Genomic DNA, 19,904 nt, shown 5'->3' with positions numbered 1-19,904 from the left:
CGAAGGGGTCACCGGACTATCGTCGGCCGCATGATCGATCACGTGCACGACCTGAACGCCGTACGCGAAGCGACCGACCGGCTGCTCTCCGCGGTCGGCACCCTGGACAACGCGGCGGTGGCGGGGCCGTCACGGCTTCCCGGCTGGAGCCGTGGCCACGTCCTGGCCCACCTCGCCCGCAACGCCGACGCCCTCGTGAACGTTCTGGAGGGCCGCCCCATGTACACCAGCGCAGAGGCGCGCGACGCCGACATCGAGCGCGACGCCGCCCGGCCGGCGTCCGCCCACCTCGCCGACCTGCGCGAGAGCGCGGCCCGCTTCCAGCGCGCCGCCGACGCCCCCGCCGACTGGGGCCGCACGGTCGCCCTGCGCAACGGCGTGACCGACCTCGCCGCCCGCGTCCCCTTCCGCCGCCTCATCGAGGTCGAGCTGCACCACGTCGACCTCGGCATCGGCTACGCACCGGCCGACCTGCCCGCCGAATTCACCGCCCGGGAGATCGCCTTCCTCGCCGATCGCTTCTCGGGTCACCCCGACGTACCCGCCCTCCGGCTGGAGGCGACCGACGGGGGCGCATGGCGCACCGGCCGCACGGAGGGCGAGCCGCTCGCCGTGACCGGCACGGCCGCCGCCCTGATGTGCTGGCTCGCCGGGCGCCGGGACGGCACGACCCCCGCGCCCGAAGCAGGTGGCGCTCCGCTCCCCGTTCTGCCTCCGCTATAGGCTTGCCCCCATGACGTACAGCGGAGCAGTAGAGGTCGGCGGACCTGCGAACGTACACGAGTTGGCCGATCTGATGATCTCCAAGGTCGCGGTCGGGCCGATGAACAACAATGCCTATCTGCTGCGTTGCCGCGCAACGGACGAGCAGCTGCTGGTCGACGCCGCCGCCGAGCCCCACACGCTGCTCGCCCTGATCGGCGACAGCGGCATCACCTCGGTCGTGACGACCCATCAGCATGCCGACCACTGGGGCGCGCTGCGCGAGGTGGTGGACGCCACCGGCGCCCGCACCTACGCCGGCCGCGAGGACGCCGAGGGCATTCCGGTGCCCACCGACGTGCTCGTCGACGACGGCGACACCATCCGCGTCGGCCGGGTGGAGCTGACGGCCCGCCACCTGGTCGGCCACACCCCGGGCAGCATCGCGCTGGTGTACGACGACCCGCACGGCCACGCCCACGTGTTCACGGGCGACTGCCTCTTCCCCGGCGGCGTGGGCAACACGCACGACGACCCCAAGGCATTCGCCAGCCTCATCGACGACGTCGAGACCAAGATCTTCGGTCAGCTCTCCGACGAGACCTGGGTCTACCCGGGCCACGGCAACGACACCACCCTGGGCACCGAGCGCCCGCACCTCGCGGAGTGGCGCGAGCGCGGCTGGTGAGGCCCCGGGGCGCCCGGGGGAGCGCGCCGTCCGCACAGCGGGCGGACGGCGCCTTCCCCATGCGCCCCCGGGAACACTTCCGCACGCCCCGTTTCCTGCACCCCGCAGGGAAGTTGGGCAGTACATGCACCGTGACCGCTCCTCGGCGCCCCCGGCCATGTTCCGCCTGGCGGCCGCCTCCATGGCCGGCACCGCCATCGAGTTCTACGACTTCTTCGCCTACGGCACCGCGGCCGCCCTCGTCCTGGGCCCGCTGTTCTTCCCCACCGTCTCCCCCCTCGTCGCCACCCTCGCCGCCTTCGGCACGTTCGGCATCGGCTTCATCGCCCGGCCCCTGGGGTCCGTGCTCTTCGGCCACATCGGCGACCGCCTGGGCCGCCGTCCGGTGCTCATCTCCTCGCTGCTGCTGACGGGCCTCGCGACCGTCGCGGTCGGCTTCGCGCCCACCTACCGCGACATCGGGATCGCCGCGCCCGTCCTGCTGCTCGCCCTGCGCTTCCTGCAGGGCCTGGGACTCGGCGGCGAATGGGGCGGCGCCGTCCTGCTGACCGCCGAGCACGCCCCCGCCCACCGTCGCGTGCTGTGGTCGAGCTTCCCCCAGGCCGGCCCCTCCGTGGGCTTCCTGCTGGCCAACGGCATCACCCTGACCCTGTCGGCCCTCCTCAGCGACGCCCAGTTCCTCTCCTGGGGCTGGCGCGTACCCTTCTGGGCGGCCGGCGTCCTGGCCGCCGTGGGACTGCTGCTGCGCACCCAGCTCACCGAGACCCCGGACTTCCACGAGCTGACCACCAGCCGCACCCGCGCCGCACAGCCGTTCGCCGAGGTCGTACGCGGCCACTGGCGGCTCGTCCTGCTCACCGCCGGCGGGCTGTCCATCGGCTACGCCGTCTTCTACACGGTCACCACCTGGTCCCTGTCCTACGGCACCGAGCGCCTGGGCGTCGACCGCACGGTGATGCTCGGCTGCATCATGGCCTCGGTCGCCGCCTCGGGCCTCGCCACCCCCTTCATCGCCCTGTTCGGCGACCGCTACGGGCGCCGCCCCCTGTGCCTGTTCGGCTGCACCGCCGTCGCACTGTGGATGTTCCCGCTGGTCGGCCTGCTGCGCACCGGCCGCCCGGCGCTGATGCTGCTGGGCTTCGTCATCGCCATGCTCTCCTTCAGCACCGCCTTCGGTGTCGTCGGCGCGTACCTTCCCGAGCTGTACGACGCCAGGGTGCGCTGCACGGGCGCGGCCGTCGGGTACAACCTCGCCGGGGTGCTGGGCGGCGCCACCACCCCGCTGGTGGCGACCGCGGCGGCCCGGGGCGACGGCCCGCCCTGGGGCGTGGCCGTCTACCTGACCGGCATCGCCCTGCTCAGCCTGGGCTGCTTCCTGATGCTCCCCGAGACCCGCCCCTCGGCCGCCACGGGCCCTGCGGCCGATCCGGCCCCCGCCTGACCTCCGGCCCGCGGGCGTCCGGCCGTCAGGCGCGGACGCTCTCCCGGGCCGTACCGGCCTCCGCCTCGTCGCCGGCCGCGACCGCCGCCTCGGCCTCCTCGGCCCGCGCCTGCCGGGCGGAGGCCCGCAGGCTGGTGACGGTGGTGACCACCAGCACCGCACAGATGACGCCGAGCGAGACCGGGATGCTGATCTCCGGGACGGCGACGCCGTTCTCGTGCAGGGCGTGCAGCACCAGCTTGACGCCGATGAAGCCGAGGATGACCGACAGGCCGTACGAGAGGTGGACCAGCTTCTTCAGCAGGCCGCCTATCAGGAAGTACAGCTGTCGCAGGCCCATGAGGGCGAAGGCGTTGGCGGTGAAGACGATGTACGGGTCCTGGGTGAGACCGAAGATCGCCGGTATGGAGTCGAGCGCGAACAGCACGTCCGTCGTACCGATCGCCAGCATGACGATCAGCATCGGGGTCATCAGCCGCTTGCCGTTCTCGACGACGAACAGCTTGGTGCCGTGGTACCGGTCGGTCGAGGGGAAGCGCCGCTCCACCAGCTTGAGAAAGCGGTTCTCCTCGAACTCCTCGTCCTCCTCGTCGCTCCGCGCCTCCTGGATGAGCTTCCACGCCGTCCAGATGAGGAAGGCGCCGAAGACGTAGAAGACCCAGGAGAAGTTGGCGATGATCGCCGCGCCCGCGCCGATGAAGCCGGCCCGCAGGACCAGGGCTATGAGCACACCGACCATGAGCACCCGCTGCTGGTACACCGACGGCACCGCGAACTTCGCCATGATCAGGACGAACACGAAGAGATTGTCGACACTGAGCGACTTCTCCGTGATGAAGCCCGCGAAGAACTCACCGGCCGGCCGGCCGCCACCGAAGACCAGGAGCCCCAGCCCGAAGAGCCCGGCCAGGGCGACCCAGACCACCGTCCAGACGCCGGCCTCCTTGAGGGAGACCTCGTGCGGCTTGCGGCCCCCTATGAAGAAGTCGGCGGCGACGAGGGCGCACAGGCCAAGGATGGTCAGGACCCACAGGGTCAGGGAAACGTCCACTGTTCCTCCGGCACGTCGTACGGATGTACGGCACTTCCCACGAAGGTACAGGAAGACCCAAGGAACAGTAAAGAGAAACCCAAAACGCCTGTTCAGGTGGGGTGTCGCCCCGTCAGATGCCGTACGCCTTCCTCGCCTGGCCGACCTGCCACAGCACCTGCCGCATCACATCGCTGCCGACCGGCACCAGGGACGGCTCGTACGTCCAGGCGTGCCCCACCCACGGATCGGCGAGGTGATCGTCCGGCACCGGCGTGATCCTCAGCAGCGAGCGCCACAGCGGGTCCAGGACCGGCCCGTACGCCCGCGCGTCCTCCCGGTCGGCGACCATCATCAGATGCACGCCCACGGACGGCCCCTCGTCCGCGAGGTAGCGCAGCTGGGTGACGGCACGGTCGTCGAAACCGTGCGGGAAGTCGTTGACGATCAGCAGGTGCTCACCGGTGTCGAGATCCGGCGGCAGCGACTCGACGGCGCCGCTGCGCACCGCCATCTGCACCAGGTCGACTCGGCGCGTCAGCCGCGCCAGCACCTCCGACACCCCCTGCGCCCCCGCGGCCGGAGGCTCCCGCAGCGCCCCCTGCTCCAGCAGCGGGGCCAGCGCGGACCCGGCCGCCCCCGCAGGGTCGATGACGTGCACCGCATAGTCCCCGACGGAATGGACGGCCAGGAGCCGCACCGCGTGCGCGACCGCGCAGTCCACGGCGAGCCGGCGCATCTCCGCCGAATCCAGCAGCCCCGCCTCCGGGCCGCCCTGGGCCCGGCCGCTGTCGACCCACAGTCCCCGCTGCAGCGGCAGCCGCACCAGCATGGGGATGCGCAGGTCCCTGCGCTCGGGCAGGTGCAGATCGCCCAGCCGCAGCGCCATGGGGCGCTCCAGGGGCACCTGGTAGCCCTGCCAGACGGGGCTGTCCCAGCGCGCGAAGGCCGCCGGCAGGGCGTGTTCGACGACCTCGGCCTCGGCGACGAGCTGGGCCAGGTCGCGGTCGAGCACCGACCGCGCCTGCTCCACCAGCTGCGCCTGCTTGGCGCGCGCCTCCTCCCGGGCCGCGTCGGCGGCGGGTCCGACCCGGGTGCGGGGGTCGGAGAGCACGCGGTCCAGCTCCTGCTCCAGGCGCGACTCCGCGAAGTCGACCGCGCTGCGGTACGCGGCGGTCGTGCGGGCCAGGTCCTCGAACATGCCCCAGACCTGGTTGTAGAGCCGCTCCTCCATGCTCCAGCCGGTGGCGTCGCCGGCCACCGGGCGGGACGGCTGTCCGGGCTCGGCGGGCGGGGCGGCCGGGGCGGGCTCGGGCGGCGTGGAGGTGCTGCGGCCGGGGTGGCGGTAGCTGATCGGGCCGCTGCCGGCCGGCGGCTGCGCCGCGGCCGCACCCGCCCCGGAGCCGCCCGTCCCGGGCCCCTGCCCGGCGGCCGGGCCCGCGCGGGCTGCCGCTCCGGTGTCCCGGCCGTCCGCCGCGGCGCCGCCCGCCGGGGCGGTCCGCAGGGCGCCCGTTCCGCCTCCGGTGCGCTGCGCGGGCGGCGCGGAGACCGCGCGGGCCACGCCCTGGGCCACCGCCTCGTCGATGCTCGCCGCCAGCTCGGCGGCGCCGGACAGCCCCTGGTCGTGCAGCATCGCCGTCAGGCCGCCCGCGTACCCCTGACCGACCGCGCGCACCTTCCAGGCGCCCTGCCTGCGGTACAGCTCCAGGGCGACGACCGCCGACTCGGCGTCCAGGTCGGTCACGGTGTAGCTGGCGATCTCCGCGCCGTCGGTGCCGGTGACCGCCAGGAAGGGCGCGGCCATCGCGCCGAAGGAGGCCGGGCCGTTCCCGCCGGAGGGCAGGGCGAGCAGCACGTTGACCCGGTGGACGGCCTCCGGGAGGGCGTCCAGGTCGACGGCCAGCCGGTGCCCGGCGGCGGCCTGCCGGGACACCTCCAGGCCCGGCACCCGCGGCGAGGCGGGGTGGGCGACCCACTCGGCGCCGGGGATCCTTCCGTCCGCGTCCGCGAGCGTCGCCCCGGCCACCACCGGGTGGCTCGCCGAGACCCGGATCTCCAGTCGGGCCACGGACAGCGGGTGGTTCTGCCCCCGCACCAGCTCGGCCGTCATCGCCGCTTCCCCCTTGTCGTGTCGTGCTCACTGTGCAGCGGGCCCGGCGGATGCCGCTCCACCGGGCCCGGCCCGTACCGCCACGGGCCCCGTACTACCGGACGCACCCGGCGGGTGCGCCGACGGGCCCGTCCGTACCGCTGCCGGACCGGCCCGCGCCGTGCTCAGAAGGCCGTGCTCAGAGGACGGCCTGGATCTCCGCCAGCAGGTCCTGGAACGTCCGGCCGTTGGCCGGGGTGCCGATCGCCGTCATCTGCCAGCCGGTGCCCACCCGGTGCACCTTGGCCATGATCTGCGCGGTGTACGGGCCGCCGCCGTCCAGGGTGTAGCGCGCCAGCTCCTGGCCGGTGGACTCGTCGACCAGCCGGCAGAAGGCGTTGCGCACCTCGGCGAAGGTCTGGCCGGTGAAGGAGTTCACCGTGAAGACGATCTGGTTGACGTGCACGGGGACGCGCTGCAGGTCGACGAGGATCGACTCGTCGTCACCGCCCTGGCCGGCGCCGCCGACCAGGTTGTCGCCGGTGTGGCGCACCGAGCCGTCCTTGCTCACCAGCTGCTGGAAGAAGGCGACGTCGACCGGCTGCTTGTCGGCGAAGAGCACCGCCGACGCGTCGAGGTCGATCTCCTTCGTCCGCGTTCCGAACAGCCCGCGGCGAGGGGCCGCCTGCCAGCCCAGCCCCATCCGCACCGCGGTCAGGGTGCCCCCGTCGGCCTTCTGCAGGCTGATGCCCTGGCCCTTGGACAAGTTGACCGTCACGCGCAGTCCCTCTCTCGTTCATTCGTCCCCGTGGCCGCGCGTGCGCGCGGCCTTCCTGAACGACCCTATGCACTGCTGAGGAGGGCGTATTCACCCGAGGGGGGTTTGTGGCGGTCTTGCAACATCCCCCGTCCGGTCTCGCGTATTCTGCCCCACCGCTCGCCATGCGGCAGGGCTGCCCCACTGCGGCCGTCAGGCCAGACCGGCCTCCCGCATCTGCCGCAGCTCCTTCTTCAGCTCGCTCACCTCGTCGCGCAGCCGTGCCGCGACCTCGAACTGCAGCTCCGCGGCGGCGGCCCGCATCCGGTCGGTCAGCTCCTCGATGTCCTGGGCGAGTTCCGTCGCGGGCCGGTCCGTCGGCACCGCTTCCTTCGCCTTGCCCCTGCCCTTGGCCTTGCCCTTGGCACCCGCGCCGGCGGCGGGCACCGGAGCCTTGCCCTTCTCCTTGCCGGTCTGGCGGTAGCCCGACCCCAGGAGCTCCTGGGTGTCGATCTCCTCGCGGGCGAGGGTGGCGACGATGTCGCCGATCTTCTTGCGCAGCGGCTGGGGGTCGATCCCCCGCTCCTTGTTGTACGCGATCTGCTTCTCGCGACGACGGTTGGTCTCCTCGATGGCCTTCTCCATCGCGGGGGTGATCTTGTCGGCGTACATGTGCACCTGGCCGGAGACGTTGCGCGCCGCACGGCCGATGGTCTGGATGAGGGACGTCCCGGAGCGCAGGAAGCCCTCCTTGTCGGCGTCGAGGATGGCCACCAGGGAGACCTCGGGCAGGTCGAGGCCCTCGCGGAGCAGGTTGATGCCCACCAGGACGTCGAACTCGCCGGCTCGCAGCTCGCGCAGCAGCTCGACGCGGCGCAGCGTGTCGACGTCGCTGTGCAGGTAGCGCACCTGGATGCCCAGCTCCAGGAAGTACTCCGTGAGGTCCTCGGCCATCTTCTTGGTGAGGGTGGTGACCAGGACGCGCTCGTCGCGCTCGGTGCGCGTACGGATCTCGTGCACCAGGTCGTCGATCTGTCCCTCAGTCGGCTTGACGACGACCTCGGGGTCGACGAGGCCGGTGGGCCGGATGATCTGCTCGACGAAGCCGTCGCCGCGCGAGAGCTCGTACTTGCCGGGGGTGGCCGAGAGGTAGACGGTCTGCCCGATGCGCTCGGTGAACTCCTCCCACTTCAGGGGGCGGTTGTCCATGGCCGACGGCAGGCGGAAGCCGTGCTCGACGAGCGTGCGCTTGCGGGAGGCGTCGCCCTCGTACATGGCGCCGATCTGCGGGACGGTGACGTGCGACTCGTCGATGACGAGGAGGAAGTCCTCGGGGAAGTAGTCCAGCAGGGTGTTCGGCGGGGATCCCGGCTCGCGGTCGTCCATGTGGAGGGAGTAGTTCTCGATGCCGGAGCAGGAGCCGACCTGACGCATCATCTCGATGTCGTAGGTGGTGCGCATGCGCAGCCGCTGGGCCTCCAGCAGCTTGCCCTGCTTCTCCATGCGGGCGAGGGTCTCCTCCAGCTCGGCCTCGATGCCCGCGATGGCCTTCTCCATCCGCTCGGCACCGGCGATGTAGTGGCTGGCAGGGAAGACGTACAGCTCCTGGTCGTCGGAGATGACCTCGCCGGTGAGCGGGTGGAGCGTGGACAGGGCCTCGATCTCGTCGCCGAACATCTCGATGCGGACGGCGAGCTCCTCGTAGACCGGGAAGATCTCGATGGTGTCCCCGCGCACGCGGAAGGTGCCCCGGGTGAAGGCCAGGTCGTTGCGCGCGTACTGGATCTCCACGAAGCGGCGCAGGAGCTGGTCCCGGTCGATCTCCTGGCCGACCTTCAGCGGCACCATGCGGTCCACGTACTCCTGCGGGGTACCCAGGCCGTAGATGCAGGACACGGACGCCACCACGACGACGTCACGCCGGGTGAGCAGCGAGTTCGTCGCCGAGTGGCGCAGCCGCTCGACCTCTTCGTTGATCGAGGAGTCCTTCTCGATGTACGTGTCCGACTGGGGGACGTACGCCTCGGGCTGGTAGTAGTCGTAGTACGAGACGAAGTACTCGACGGCGTTGTGCGGCAGGAGCTCGCGGAACTCGTTGGCGAGCTGGGCCGCGAGGGTCTTGTTGGGCGCCATGACGAGCGTCGGCCGCTGCAGCTTCTCGATCATCCACGCCGTGGTGGCCGACTTGCCGGTGCCGGTCGCACCGAGCAGGACGACGTCCTTCTCACCTGCGCGGATGCGCTTCTCCAGGTCGGCGATGGCCGTGGGCTGGTCACCGCTGGGCTGGAAGGAGCTGACGACCTCGAAAGGCGCCACCTTGCGTTCGATCTTCGATACGGGCCGCATGGAACCACCGTACGGCCCACCACTGACAACGGCCTCGTCCCCCGGGTTCCGCCCCCGTTTTCCGGGCGAACGGCCGGCGAAAAGTCGGCAAAGGCTGCCGGCTCCGGGTGCTCCGGCCGTCGCGGTCGCGTACGTGTTTCGTGTACGACTTTGCGTACACGCCGTACGACGTTCCGTACACGAGGCCCGCCGGCGACGGCCGCCCGGGCCCGGACGCCGCGAGGAGCTTTCATGCGCATCCGCACCGTCTCCGCCGTCACCAGCGCACTTCTCGGTCTGTCCCTCACGGCGCTGGCCTCCGTCTCGGCCGTCGGCCTGGCCGCCACGCCCGCGCACGCCAGCGTCGACGGCCCCGTGCCGGTGGCCATCGGCCACCGGGGGGTGCCGGCCCAGGCCCCGGAGAACACCCTGGCGTCGATCGACAGAGCCGCGAGGCTGGGGGTCGAGTGGGTGGAGAACGACGTCCAGCGCACCAAGGACGGCGCCCTGATCGTCATGCACGACACCACGCTGGAGCGCACGACCGATGTGAAGCGCCGCTATCCGCACCGCGCGCCGTGGAAGGTCGCGGACTTCACGCTCGCCGAGATCGGGAAGCTGGACGCCGGCAGCTGGTACGGCCGCCGTTTCACGGGCGAGCGGGTACCGACCCTGAGCCGCTACCTGCAGCGGGTCGACCACAACGGCCAGAAGCTGCTGCTGGAGGTGAAGGCGCCGGAGCTCTACCCGGGCGTCGAACGACAGCTGGTGTCGGAGCTGCGACGGGCCGGCTGGCTGGACGGCCGGCACGTCAAGAGCAGGCTGGTCGTCCAGAGCTTCGATGCGGCGTCCCTGAAGGCGCTGCACAGCCTCCGCCCGGACATCAAGAAGGGCTTCCTGGGCGCGCCGAAGGCCGCTGAGCTCCGCTCGTACGCCGCGTTCGCCGATCAGATCAATCCCAGCCACAAGAGCGTCACCGCCTCCTGGGTCCGTTCCGTCCACGCGCTCAAGGGCCCGCACGGGCGGCGGCTGGAGGTGTCGGCATGGACCGTGGACGACGGCGACCGGGCGGTCGCCCTCGCCCGCATGGGGGTGGACGGCATCATCAGCAACGCCCCGCACGTGATCGCCGACGCCTTGGCCGAGGACGCCGACGACATGGCGTTCCTGTCGGATCCCTCGGACCTGTCCGGCTTCGCCCGCCTGTCCGGCGCCACCGCCGTCCTGGACTCCACCCTCTGACCGGCCTCCGGCCGCCGCCCGGGCCCCCGCGGCCCGGGCCATCGGCAGGGGACGCTTACGCTGGATCGCGTGACGGACTGCGAACGCCCCTTGCCGGCCGGCCCCCGGACGTGGGCCTGGACGACCGTCGGCACGCCCCTCGGCCCGCTGGGCCTGGCCGCGACCGCGCACGGCCTGGTCAACGTGGTCTTCCACGCCGACGACGGGAACGCGGCCCGCGCCGTCGACCGCCTGACGCGCCACCTGGGCTCTGCGCCCGGCACCCCGCCCTCCGCCTGCCACGAGCTGCTGGCCGAGGCGTCGGCGCAGCTGCGCGCCTACTTCGACGGCCGCCTGGACGCCTTCTCGCTCCCCCTCGACTGGTCCCTCACCTCCGGCTTCAACCGCCGTACCCTGCACGCACTGCTCGACCACGTCCCCTACGGCACCGTCGTCGCCTACCAGGACCTGGCCGACCGCGTCGGGGAGCCCGGTGCCGCCCGTGCCGTGGGGGTGGCCATGGGCAGCAATCCGCTTCCGGTCGTGGTGCCGTGTCACCGCGTCGTCGAGAGCAACGGCGGCCTCGGCGGCTTCGGCCCCGGCCTGGAGGCCAAACGGACCCTCCTGGCCCTCGAAGGGGTACTTCCGCAACCGCTGTTCTGACGGCCGCGCCCGGCTGCTCACGCCGGTGTCTCCGCCGCTGTTCCCGCTGCCGTCGCCCCGCGTGACGTCTCGTCCACGGCCGATTGTCAGTGGTCGGCCCTAGCGTTCCTCCCATCGAAGACCGGTCGTCGCGGCCGGCGGGGAGAGGGGTTCGCCATGTCCGGAAACACCACGTACCTGGAGCTGTCGCAGGACGGCGGCGGGGCGCACAAGTTCTACGAAGTCACCGTCGACGGCCTGAACGTGACGGTGCGCTACGGCCGGATCGGCACGGCGGGCCAGGTGCAGGCGTCGGCGTTCCCGACGGCGGAGAAGGCGCGTGCCGCGGCGGCCAGAAAGGTCGGCGAGAAGGTCCGCAAGGGGTACGCCCCCGCCGTGCGGGGCGGCCGGGCGGCCCGTCCCGTGACGCGCCGCCAGGTGGCGTCCGCGCCGTCGACGGCCCGCGCCGTGGCCCCGGTGCTGTGGCGCTTCCGCACGGGCGCGGCGGCGTTCGGCATCCACATCAGCGAGGACCGCTGCTGGGTCGGCAACGAAGCCGGCGACGTCTACACCCTCGGCCACGACGGCGAGGTCCTCGCCCGCTACCAGCTGCCCGACGGCGTGAAGTGCCTGGTGGCCGACGACTTCTGGATCTACGCCGGCTGCGACGACGGCACCGTCTACGACCTCTCCGCCAAGCTCCCGTTCGCCGCCTACGAGATCGCCTCGGACGTCGACATCTTCTGGCTCGACATCCACGAGGGCGTCCTCAACGTCGCCGACCGCAACGGCGGCCTGACGGTCATCGACCACGAGGACGAGTACCAGTGGTCCCGCAAGAGCACCGGATCGCACGCGTGGATGGTGCGACGGGACGACCGCGCGGTCTACCACGGGCACGGCAGCGGCGTGACGGCGTACGCCCAGGACGGCGGCGGCGAGCTGTGGCACACCGCGACCACCGGGTCCGTGCTCTTCGGCTGGCAGGAGGACCACTCCGTCTACGCCGGGACCAACCGCCACGTCGTCCAGCGCCTGTCCAAGACCGACGGGGCCGTCGAGGCGACCTACCGGTGCGACGCGGCGGTCTACTCCTGTGCCACCGCCCCCGGCGGACGCTACGTCTTCGCCGCCGACTGCGCTTCCTCCGTGTACTGCTTCACCGCCGACGGCACCCGCCTGTGGAAGCTCGGCACCGGCAGCGGCTCCGCCCTGTCCATGCAGTACCTCGACGAGAAGCTGTACATGGTCACCACGGAGGGCTCCCTGGTCTGCGTCGACGCCTCGGAGGCCGCCATCGCCGCCGCCCAGTCCGGCACGGTCCCCGTCCCCCTGGACGTGAAGTCCGCCGCCGCCCTGCCCACCTACGCCCCCGCCACCACCGTCCGCACGGTCACGGCCCCGCCCGCCTCGGGCGTCGTCGTGGAATGCGTCCAGGAATCCGGCCGCCTCCGCGTCCACGTGGTCTCCGACGGCTACGAGCCCAGCTGGAACGTCCAGTTCCCCCGCCACATACGCCAGGCCGGCGCCCGCTACGTCGTCGAGGCCCTCTCCCCCGCCGCCTCCGGCTTCTACCGCGTCCGCGGCGAGATCCAGCGCCTGCTGTGACGCGCCGCCCCGCAGGGTGGACCCTGGAAGCGGGAGATGGTGCGCCATGCGTACGGGCAACGAACCGATCACCGCGCGGAGCCCCCTGCGGCTCCGGTGCGGACTGGCCGCCTTCGGCCTGGTCTGGGCGACGGGCGGGGCCTGGCTCTTCGCCGCCGCGGGGCACCCCGGCTGGGCGATCGCGTGCGGAGTGCTGGCCCTGGTGGCCCTCGTCGACCTGATCGTGGTCATACGGCACATACGGCAGGGGCCGCACTACCAGCCGGGGCGGGACGTCCCGCCGTACGAGCCGGTCAAGGAGCGCAGGCCCCGACCGTAGCACCCCGGGCTCACCGCTCCCCGGTGCCGGCACCTCCGTACCCCTCCGCGTCGAGCGCACGGCGGGCCTCCGCCCGGCGGCGCTCGCGTTCCTCCGCGGACATGTCCTCCCACGCCCTGCGCGCCAGGTGGGCGTGCTCACCCAGCGCGTCGGCGTAGGCGCCCACGCGGACCGCCTCGCGGAGCCCGACCCGGCCGGAGAGGACCTCACGCGCCATCTCCTGCAGCACGGCCCCGGCCCCGCCCCTCGCCAGGTGCTGCAGGGCTTGGTGAACGACCCGGGCCTGCTCAGGCCCCCGGCCGGGAGCCAGGAACTCCTCGTACCCCACTTCTCGTTCGGGCATCTCTCCCCCTCTTCGGACTGCTCAGACTGCCGGGTGGTCGTAGCTCGTCCTCGGCAGGGGAAGGGCGTGCACCCTCGCCAGGATCTCTCCCCCGGTCCGCCCCATGACGGCGTAGCTCGCGTTCATGGCCAGCTGGGCGGCGTTCACGAGCACGCTCATCCGCTCCCACTCCATCAGGATGACCTGCGCCTCCATCGCCCCGAGGGCGTAGCCCATGGCGGCGGCGCCTCCCGTCCAGCCGAGGGCCGTGGAAGCGGCCGTCGTGACGGAAAGGCTCACCAGGGCGTCGATGATCGCACCGATGCAGCCGCCGATCGCCTGGCCGGTCCTCGCGATCGACTCCGTGACCACGCGGTATTCCTCGGCCATCGTGTCCAGCGCGTCCTGGACATCGTCGAGGTTCTTCCGCAGGGCCTCGAAATAGTCGATGGCCGCCTCGGCGGCGTGCCCGTCCCATGTCGCGTCGACGCGCTTGCTGCCGGCTTCGACGTTCCGGGCGATGGCTCCGCACGCCCGCCCCGCGTTCCGCCACGCCTGGGAACAGCCGGCGTATGCCTTCCAGTCCCCCGCCAGCTGTTCCTGTGCCCATTCCACGGGGTCCTTCGTCAGCATGAGCTCGGCCAGTTTGAGGAACCAGCCGCCGGGGCTGAAGACATCACCTGCGGCAGTGATCGCGAGCAGGGGATCGGAGAACTCCTCCGGCACGTCCGGCCGCGTCAGACACGCCGTGGGCTCCGCCGCATCGGGAAAGTCCATGAGCGGGGTCACTTCCCCTCGCGCGCAGAGGCTGCGTCGAGCCGGGCTGCGACGGAGCGGTCGGTAGCGCGGTAGTACGCAGCGGCGTTGCGCAATTCCTCCGACGAGCCGGCGAGGATGTTCGCGAGGTGGCCCACAGCGCCCAGGACCTTCTCGCGTAAGTCGGAATGGGCCTCGTACGCCGTTCCGAAGAGCCCTCTCTGTGTCTCTTTGACATGCGTGAATTCCAGGGCGTAGCGCAGCACTTCACGTGCGTCGTCAGCACCCCTGTGCATCTGCCGGGAGAAGCCCTCCAGCCGAGTGGGGTCAACACGAAGATCCATGCATTTCTCCTGTGGGGGGAACGGGCCGGCCCGTCAGGGCCAGACGAGCGCCAGCAGGGCGCAGAGCCCCAGACCCGCGAACGCCGACCAGCGCAGCGCCGTGACATAAGCGGCTGCCGGTTTCCTGTCCATCAGGGACCTGACTGCCGTCATTTCCTCGAAGGTCGTCGCGTGAATGCCGGTCATGAGGATCGCCAGGCCGCGGCAGACGCCGAGCGCCCCGGCGCAGAAGAGAACGAGCCAGCCCCAGAACGCGCGCCAGCCGACCACTTCGTAGTCGCCGCCCTCGCGATAGACCCGCACGCGCTCGCCCGGCACGTAGGCGCCGTCGAGGACCGCCTCGTCCCGCTCCACGCCGTGGCCGTCGTCCGGCGTGAACGCTCCGGTGCACTCGGTGTGTTCATGTGAGCCGCGCCCCAGGCCGGCACTGACCCGGCAGTGTTCCACCGTCAGGGTTCCCTTGTGGGGCACGTTCCCCGCGGCCTTGTCCGCCTCGGCGACGAAGGCGTACGCGCATAACAGACCGACGCACACCCAGACGACGCCCAGGGCTCTCTCCTTGTAGCGCGGCCCGGGCGGGGGCGCGAAGCAACTGGGGCCCACGCCGAGAAGTTCCGGCATAGCCATGTGCGGTCTCCTGATGGCAGCTCGACGGGCAGGATCGAGCAGCCACGCTAGGCACAGGCGAGCGACACCAGGGCGCGCCGACGGGCCGGGGCGAGGGCGCCTGGCCCGGGCTGCGCCGGGAACCACCTGTCCGCAACGTTTCTCCGCCGGCCGGGCAAGCCGGTGCTCCCCGGCCACGTCTCACCCGATAGGACGAACCCGTTCGTCCGGCACCCAGGAACCCGGTCGCGTGCAGCCGACGCCCCGCGGGAAGACCGGGCGCCCCCTGACGACGGACGGTCGACGTACAGGGAACGGCTCAGGTCACTGGCCGCCGCTGCGCCGGCACAGTTCGTCCCACACCGCCCGGACCCGGGGCTCCAGCTCCTCCAGAGGTCCGTCGTTGTCGATGACCAGGTCGGCCACGGCCAGCCGCTGCTCGCGCGTGGCCTGGGCCGCCATGCGGGCGTGGGCCTCGCCGGCGGTCATGCCGCGCAGCCGGACCAGGCGGTCCAGGCGGGTCTCGGTGGAGGCGTCGACGACCACGACCAGGTCGTAGAGCGGCGCCAGCCCGTTCTCGGCGAGGAGGGGGACGTCGTGGACGACGACGGCGTCCGGGCCCGCCGCGGACTCCAGCTCGGCGGACCGGGCCCGGACGAGGGGGTGCACGATGGCGTTGAGGGCGGCGAGGCGCGCCGTGTCCGCGAAGACGATCGCGCCCAGCCCGGGGCGGTCCAGCGCGCCCTCCGGGGTGAGGATGCCGGGGCCGAACTCGGCCACCACGGCCGCCAGTCCGGGCGTACCCGGCTCCACCACTTCGCGCGCGATCCTGTCGGAGTCGACGATGACCGCTCCGTACGCGCCGAGGAGCCGCGACACCTCGCTCTTGCCCGCGCCGATTCCGCCCGTGAGGCCCACCTTCAGCATGGGCCCCACGCTATCGGGCCGCCCGTCAGCGGCCGCCGTCGCCCTCCCGGTCGGCCCTGTCGGCGAGGAACCGCTCGAATTCCGCGCCCAGTTCGTCGGCCGACGGCAGGTCGACGCGCTCGGCAACGAGGCTCCCCCGGGTCTCGGCCCCGGCCACCGCGTCGTACTGGTGCTCAAGCCCGCGGACGAGCGTGACCAGCTCCTCGTCACCTTCCGCGATCTGGCGCTCGATCTCTTCCTGGGCGCGCAGGGCGGCGCTGCGCAGCCCGTGCGCGGTGTTCGGCAGAACGAGTCCGGTGGCCGCCGTGATCGCCTCCAGAGCCGTCAGCGCGGCGTCCGGGTAGGGCGAGCGGGCGACGTAGTGGGGAACGTGCGCGGCGACACCGAGGACGTCGTGGCCGGCTTCGGCCAGGCGGTACTCGACGAGCGATTCGGCGCTGCCGGGCACCTGGGCCTCGTCGAAGTAGCTGCGGTGCCCCGGCATGAGGTCCGTGCGGTTGCCGTGCGGGGTGATGCCCACGGGGCGGGTGTGGGGGACACCCATGGGGATGCCGTGGAAGTTGACGGCCAGGCGCACTCCGAGACGCTCCACGAGCTCGCCCACGGCGGCCGCGAAGCGCTCCCACTCCACGTCCGGCTCCGGGCCGGTGAGCAGCAGGAAGGGGGCGCCGGTCGCGTCCTGCACGAGGTACAGCTCGATCTTCGGAATCTCGTACGCGCTCCACCGGTCGCGCTCGAAGGTCAGCAGGGGGCGGCGCGCCCGGTAGTCGATGAGCCGGTCGTGGTCGAAGCGGGCCACGACCTGGTGCGGCAGGTCGTCCAGCAGCCGCTTGACGATCTGCTCGCCCGTTTCACCGGCGTCGATGTAGCCCTCGAAGTGGTAGAGCATGACCAGACCGGCCGTGTCCTGGGCCAGAGCCAGGTCGGCCACGGCGAGCCCCTTGGGCTCCCATTCGTACAAACCCTGCGGATCCAACACGGTGACCGCTCCTCCTCATGTTCCGTACGGAAGAACGCCCTTGAAGGGCATGGTCATTCCCGCACCCCGGGGGTGATCCGCACGAGGACGAGCACGCGGTCATGAGTGACGAGCACGCAGGCATGAGTCACGCAGGCATGAGTCATACAGGCATGAGTCATACAGGCATGAGTCATACAGGCATGAGTAAGGCCCGCTCTCCACAGGAGAGCGGGCCTTACTTCAGTCAGCTGTCAGCTGCTGCCGGTCAGAGCCTCAGCTCTGGCCGCCGGCGAGCTTCTCGCGGAGCGCGGCGAGCGCCTCGTCCGACGCCAGGGCGCCGGAGCTGTCGGCCGTCTCCGAGGAGTACGAACCGCCGGAGACGTTGCCGGCACCCGAGGCGGCGGCCGGAGCGGCAGCGCCCTCGGCAGCGGCCTGCTCGTCGGCCTCGCGGGACTTGATGACCTGCGCCTGGTGCTGCTCGAAGCGCTGCTGCGCCTCGGCGTACTGGCGCTCCCACTCCTCGCGCTGCTTCTCGTAGCCCTCGAGCCAGTCGTTGGCCTCGGGGTCGAAGCCCTCGGGGTAGATGTAGTTGCCCTGGTCGTCGTAGGACGCGGCCATGCCGTACAGGGTCGGGTCGAACTCGACCACGGACGGGTCGGCACCGAAGGACTCGTTGGCCTGCTTCAGCGAGAGGCTGATGCGACGACGCTCGAGGTCGATGTCGATGACCTTGACGAAGATCTCGTCGTTGACCTGGACGACCTGCTCCGGGATCTCCACGTGGCGCTCGGCCAGCTCGGAGATGTGGACCAGGCCCTCGATGCCCTCGTCGACGCGCACGAACGCACCGAAGGGAACGAGCTTGGTGACCTTACCCGGGACGACCTGACCGATCTGGTGGGTCCGGGCGAACTGCTGCCACGGGTCTTCCTGGGTGGCCTTGAGCGACAGGGAGACGCGCTCGCGGTCCATGTCCACGTCGAGAACCTCGACGGTGACCTCCTGGCCGACCTCGACAACCTCGGACGGGTGGTCGATGTGCTTCCAGGACAGCTCGGAGACGTGGACGAGACCGTCGACGCCGCCCAGGTCCACGAAGGCACCGAAGTTGACGATGGAGGAAACGACGCCGGAGCGCACCTGACCCTTCTGGAGGGTGGTGAGGAAGGTCTGGCGGACCTCGCTCTGGGTCTGCTCCAGCCAGGCACGGCGGGACAGGACCACGTTGTTGCGGTTCTTGTCCAGCTCGATGATCTTGGCCTCGAGCTCCTTGCCCACGTAGGGCTGGAGGTCGCGCACGCGGCGCATCTCGACCAGGGAGGCCGGCAGGAAGCCACGGAGGCCGATGTCGAGGATGAGACCACCCTTGACGACCTCGATGACGGTACCGGTGACGATGCCGTCCTCTTCCTTGATCTTCTCGATGGTGCCCCAGGCACGCTCGTACTGGGCGCGCTTCTTCGAGAGGATCAGGCGGCCTTCCTTGTCCTCCTTCTGGAGAACAAGGGCCTCGATCTCGTCGCCGACCTTGACGACCTCGTTCGGGTCGACGTCGTGCTTGATCGAGAGCTCGCGGGAGGGGATGACACCCTCGGTCTTGTAACCGATGTCGAGCAGGACCTCGTCCCGGTCGACCTTCACGATGACGCCGTCGACGATGTCGCCGTCGTTGAAGTACTTGATCGTCTCGTCGATCGCGGCGAGGAAGGCTTCCTCGTTACCGATGTCGTTGACCGCAACCTGCGGGGTGGTGGCGGTGGTCTCGGTGCTGCTCGTCATGTGGGAAAGGGCTCCGGTACGGACATTGAAGTCGTAGGTACTGCTACGCCGAGAGCCCGTATCGCACTGCCGAAGCCGGACAGCCTTGGAGACGCGGCTTCCGTAAGGAGCCCGAAGGCCCGAACGGAAACGGAATGCGCCTCGACAACCGAGGGGACATACAACAAGTGCGAGCGCGGCCTGCTCCGTCTGAGGCGCGCAGGCCCGCAGCGCAACTTGTAGCATACGGGGGCAGCCGGACACGGTCAATGCGCGAAGGCGCACACCCGGGACGAAATACCCGAAATCCGGCACAACTCGGGTTGTGCGAGGCCACGAGCGCCCCGCAACACCCCACAGCGTCGCCCTCCGGCGAACGCCTGCGAAGATCAAGAGCCGCGCGTGGCGCCTTCTGCCGCGCGCCGCGGTGACAGCGCGTGAGCGACCGGAACGCACCGGCACGCGAGGGCACCGCTCCTTCGAGTATTACTGCCGTATCACTGCCGAGGCCAAGGGCGCGACCGTCGAGATGACCGAACAGTACGAGCCGGAAGCGACCCGCCGCCCCAGCGGCGAGGCGGAGAGCAGCAGGGCCAGCCGCGGCTGGTGGGACCGCAACGCCGACGAGTACCAGAACGAGCACGGCGGCTTCCTCGGGGACGACCGCTTCGTCTGGGGCCCGGAGGGCCTGGACGAGGCGGAGGCCGGGCTGCTCGGCCCGGCGAGCGGCCTGCGCGGGCTCGACGTCCTGGAGATCGGCGCCGGCGCGGCCCAGTGCTCGCGCTGGCTGGCCGCCCGGGGCGCCCGGCCGGTGGCCCTGGACCTCTCCCACCGACAGCTGCAGCACGCCCTGCGGATCGGCTCGCCGTTCCCGCTGGTCGAGGCGGACGCCGGGGCCCTGCCCTTCGCCGACGGCTCCTTCGACCTGGCCTGTTCCGCCTACGGGGCGATCCCCTTCGTCGCCGACCCGGTCCAGGTGATGCGCGAGGTGCGCAGGGTGCTGCGGCCCGGCGGCCGCTGGGTCTTCAGCGTCACCCACCCCATCCGCTGGGCGTTCCCCGACGAGCCCGGGCCGGAGGGGCTCTCCGTGGCCGCCTCGTACTTCGACCGCACCCCGTACGTCGAGCAGGACGAGGCGGGCCGCGCCGTCTACGTGGAGCACCACCGGACGCTCGGCGACCGGGTGCGCGAGGTGGTGAAGGCCGGCTTCCGGCTGATCGACCTGGTGGAGCCGGAGTGGCCGGACTGGAACCACCAGGAGTGGGGCGGCTGGTCCCCGCTGCGCGGCCACCTCATCCCCGGGACCGCGATCTTCGTCTGCGAGCGCGACTAGCGGGACGGGACCGCTGGATCGGCGGGACCCGTCCGGGGCGGCCGGACCGGCCTCCCGCGGCGGCCCCGGCCGGGC

At 71.5% G+C, this 19,904-nt stretch carries 19 protein-coding genes; 8 read left to right on the top strand and 11 right to left on the bottom strand.

What is annotated here, in order from left to right; translation table 11 throughout:
- Positions 1 to 30 precede the first annotated feature (30 nt).
- The 3 genes from IE182_RS17845 to IE182_RS17835 all read left to right on the top strand — a co-directional run bounded on the left by IE182_RS17845 (position 31) and on the right by IE182_RS17835 (position 2,831).
- Positions 31 to 723: a maleylpyruvate isomerase family mycothiol-dependent enzyme gene (locus IE182_RS17845; RefSeq protein WP_190110844.1), complete on the top strand. Its 693-nt coding sequence runs from the start codon at positions 31 to 33 to the stop codon at positions 721 to 723.
- 10 nt (positions 724 to 733) lie between these two features.
- Positions 734 to 1,390 carry an MBL fold metallo-hydrolase gene (locus IE182_RS17840; protein ID WP_190110843.1) on the top strand — a complete coding sequence of 219 codons (657 nt, stop codon included), beginning with the start codon at positions 734 to 736 and terminating at the stop codon, positions 1,388 to 1,390.
- 157 nt (positions 1,391 to 1,547) lie between these two features.
- Positions 1,548 to 2,831 (top strand): MFS transporter, encoded by a 1,284-nt coding sequence (locus IE182_RS17835; RefSeq protein ID WP_190110950.1) that lies wholly within the window; start codon positions 1,548 to 1,550, stop codon positions 2,829 to 2,831.
- 25 nt (positions 2,832 to 2,856) lie between these two features.
- Here the strand turns inward: IE182_RS17835 and IE182_RS17830 are convergent, their stop codons facing one another.
- The 4 genes from IE182_RS17830 to uvrB form a co-directional block, all read right to left on the bottom strand.
- Positions 2,857 to 3,882 carry a TerC family protein gene (locus IE182_RS17830; RefSeq protein ID WP_190110842.1) on the bottom strand — a complete coding sequence of 342 codons (1,026 nt, stop codon included), beginning with the start codon at positions 3,880 to 3,882 and terminating at the stop codon, positions 2,857 to 2,859.
- A gap of 112 nt (positions 3,883 to 3,994) precedes the next feature.
- Positions 3,995 to 5,971, bottom strand: a complete 1,977-nt coding sequence (locus tag IE182_RS17825) for a TerD family protein (protein ID WP_190110841.1) — start codon at positions 5,969 to 5,971, stop codon at positions 3,995 to 3,997.
- Between the two features lie 178 nt (positions 5,972 to 6,149).
- A complete protein-coding gene (locus IE182_RS17820) occupies positions 6,150 to 6,728 on the bottom strand; it encodes a TerD family protein (RefSeq protein WP_190110840.1) in 579 nt (192 codons plus the stop codon).
- 192 nt (positions 6,729 to 6,920) lie between these two features.
- The gene (uvrB, locus tag IE182_RS17815; RefSeq protein WP_190110839.1) at positions 6,921 to 9,053 is read right to left on the bottom strand and encodes an excinuclease ABC subunit UvrB; all 2,133 of its coding nucleotides are present in this window, start codon (positions 9,051 to 9,053) and stop codon (positions 6,921 to 6,923) included.
- A gap of 231 nt (positions 9,054 to 9,284) precedes the next feature.
- Here uvrB and IE182_RS17810 point away from each other — a divergent pair, with 231 nt between their 5' ends.
- The 4 genes from IE182_RS17810 to IE182_RS17795 all read left to right on the top strand — a co-directional run bounded on the left by IE182_RS17810 (position 9,285) and on the right by IE182_RS17795 (position 12,822).
- On the top strand, positions 9,285 to 10,274 hold the full coding sequence (locus IE182_RS17810; RefSeq protein WP_190110838.1) for a glycerophosphodiester phosphodiesterase: 990 nt from the start codon (positions 9,285 to 9,287) through the stop codon (positions 10,272 to 10,274).
- A 69-nt stretch (positions 10,275 to 10,343) separates the two neighbouring features.
- Positions 10,344 to 10,916 carry a methylated-DNA--[protein]-cysteine S-methyltransferase gene (locus tag IE182_RS17805; protein ID WP_190110837.1) on the top strand — a complete coding sequence of 191 codons (573 nt, stop codon included), beginning with the start codon at positions 10,344 to 10,346 and terminating at the stop codon, positions 10,914 to 10,916.
- Positions 10,917 to 11,072: 156 nt separating this feature from the next.
- Entirely contained in the window at positions 11,073 to 12,503 is a 1,431-nt protein-coding gene (locus IE182_RS17800) for a WGR domain-containing protein (RefSeq protein ID WP_190110836.1), read from the top strand.
- Positions 12,504 to 12,549: 46 nt separating this feature from the next.
- Positions 12,550 to 12,822 carry a DUF6343 family protein gene (locus IE182_RS17795; RefSeq protein ID WP_190110835.1) on the top strand — a complete coding sequence of 91 codons (273 nt, stop codon included), beginning with the start codon at positions 12,550 to 12,552 and terminating at the stop codon, positions 12,820 to 12,822.
- A gap of 10 nt (positions 12,823 to 12,832) precedes the next feature.
- On the opposite strand, the gene IE182_RS17790 is transcribed toward IE182_RS17795, so the two are convergent.
- The 7 genes from IE182_RS17790 to rpsA form a co-directional block, all read right to left on the bottom strand.
- Complete coding sequence (locus tag IE182_RS17790) at positions 12,833 to 13,165, bottom strand: hypothetical protein (RefSeq protein ID WP_190110834.1); 333 nt, start codon at positions 13,163 to 13,165, stop codon at positions 12,833 to 12,835.
- 21 nt (positions 13,166 to 13,186) lie between these two features.
- Entirely contained in the window at positions 13,187 to 13,921 is a 735-nt protein-coding gene (locus IE182_RS17785) for a hypothetical protein (protein WP_190110833.1), read from the bottom strand.
- Positions 13,922 to 13,929: 8 nt separating this feature from the next.
- Positions 13,930 to 14,244 carry a WXG100 family type VII secretion target gene (locus tag IE182_RS17780; protein ID WP_190110832.1) on the bottom strand — a complete coding sequence of 105 codons (315 nt, stop codon included), beginning with the start codon at positions 14,242 to 14,244 and terminating at the stop codon, positions 13,930 to 13,932.
- A 33-nt stretch (positions 14,245 to 14,277) separates the two neighbouring features.
- Positions 14,278 to 14,871 (bottom strand): hypothetical protein, encoded by a 594-nt coding sequence (locus tag IE182_RS17775; RefSeq protein ID WP_190110831.1) that lies wholly within the window; start codon positions 14,869 to 14,871, stop codon positions 14,278 to 14,280.
- Between the two features lie 303 nt (positions 14,872 to 15,174).
- Complete coding sequence (gene coaE, locus IE182_RS17770) at positions 15,175 to 15,777, bottom strand: dephospho-CoA kinase (protein ID WP_190110830.1); 603 nt, start codon at positions 15,775 to 15,777, stop codon at positions 15,175 to 15,177.
- Between the two features lie 25 nt (positions 15,778 to 15,802).
- Entirely contained in the window at positions 15,803 to 16,756 is a 954-nt protein-coding gene (locus IE182_RS17765; protein WP_190110829.1) for a PAC2 family protein, read from the bottom strand.
- A gap of 255 nt (positions 16,757 to 17,011) precedes the next feature.
- Positions 17,012 to 18,517 (bottom strand): 30S ribosomal protein S1, encoded by a 1,506-nt coding sequence (rpsA, locus tag IE182_RS17760; RefSeq protein ID WP_190110828.1) that lies wholly within the window; start codon positions 18,515 to 18,517, stop codon positions 17,012 to 17,014.
- 508 nt (positions 18,518 to 19,025) lie between these two features.
- Here rpsA and IE182_RS17755 point away from each other — a divergent pair.
- A complete protein-coding gene (locus tag IE182_RS17755; protein WP_190110827.1) occupies positions 19,026 to 19,829 on the top strand; it encodes a class I SAM-dependent methyltransferase in 804 nt (267 codons plus the stop codon).
- Positions 19,830 to 19,904: the final 75 nt, after the last annotated feature.

The sequence above is a fragment of the Streptomyces cinnamoneus genome (assembly GCF_014650495.1).
Taxonomy (GTDB): domain Bacteria; phylum Actinomycetota; class Actinomycetes; order Streptomycetales; family Streptomycetaceae; genus Streptomyces; species Streptomyces cinnamoneus.
Note: the sequence above shows the minus strand (reverse complement) of the source record. Positions and strands in the feature narration are given on the sequence as shown.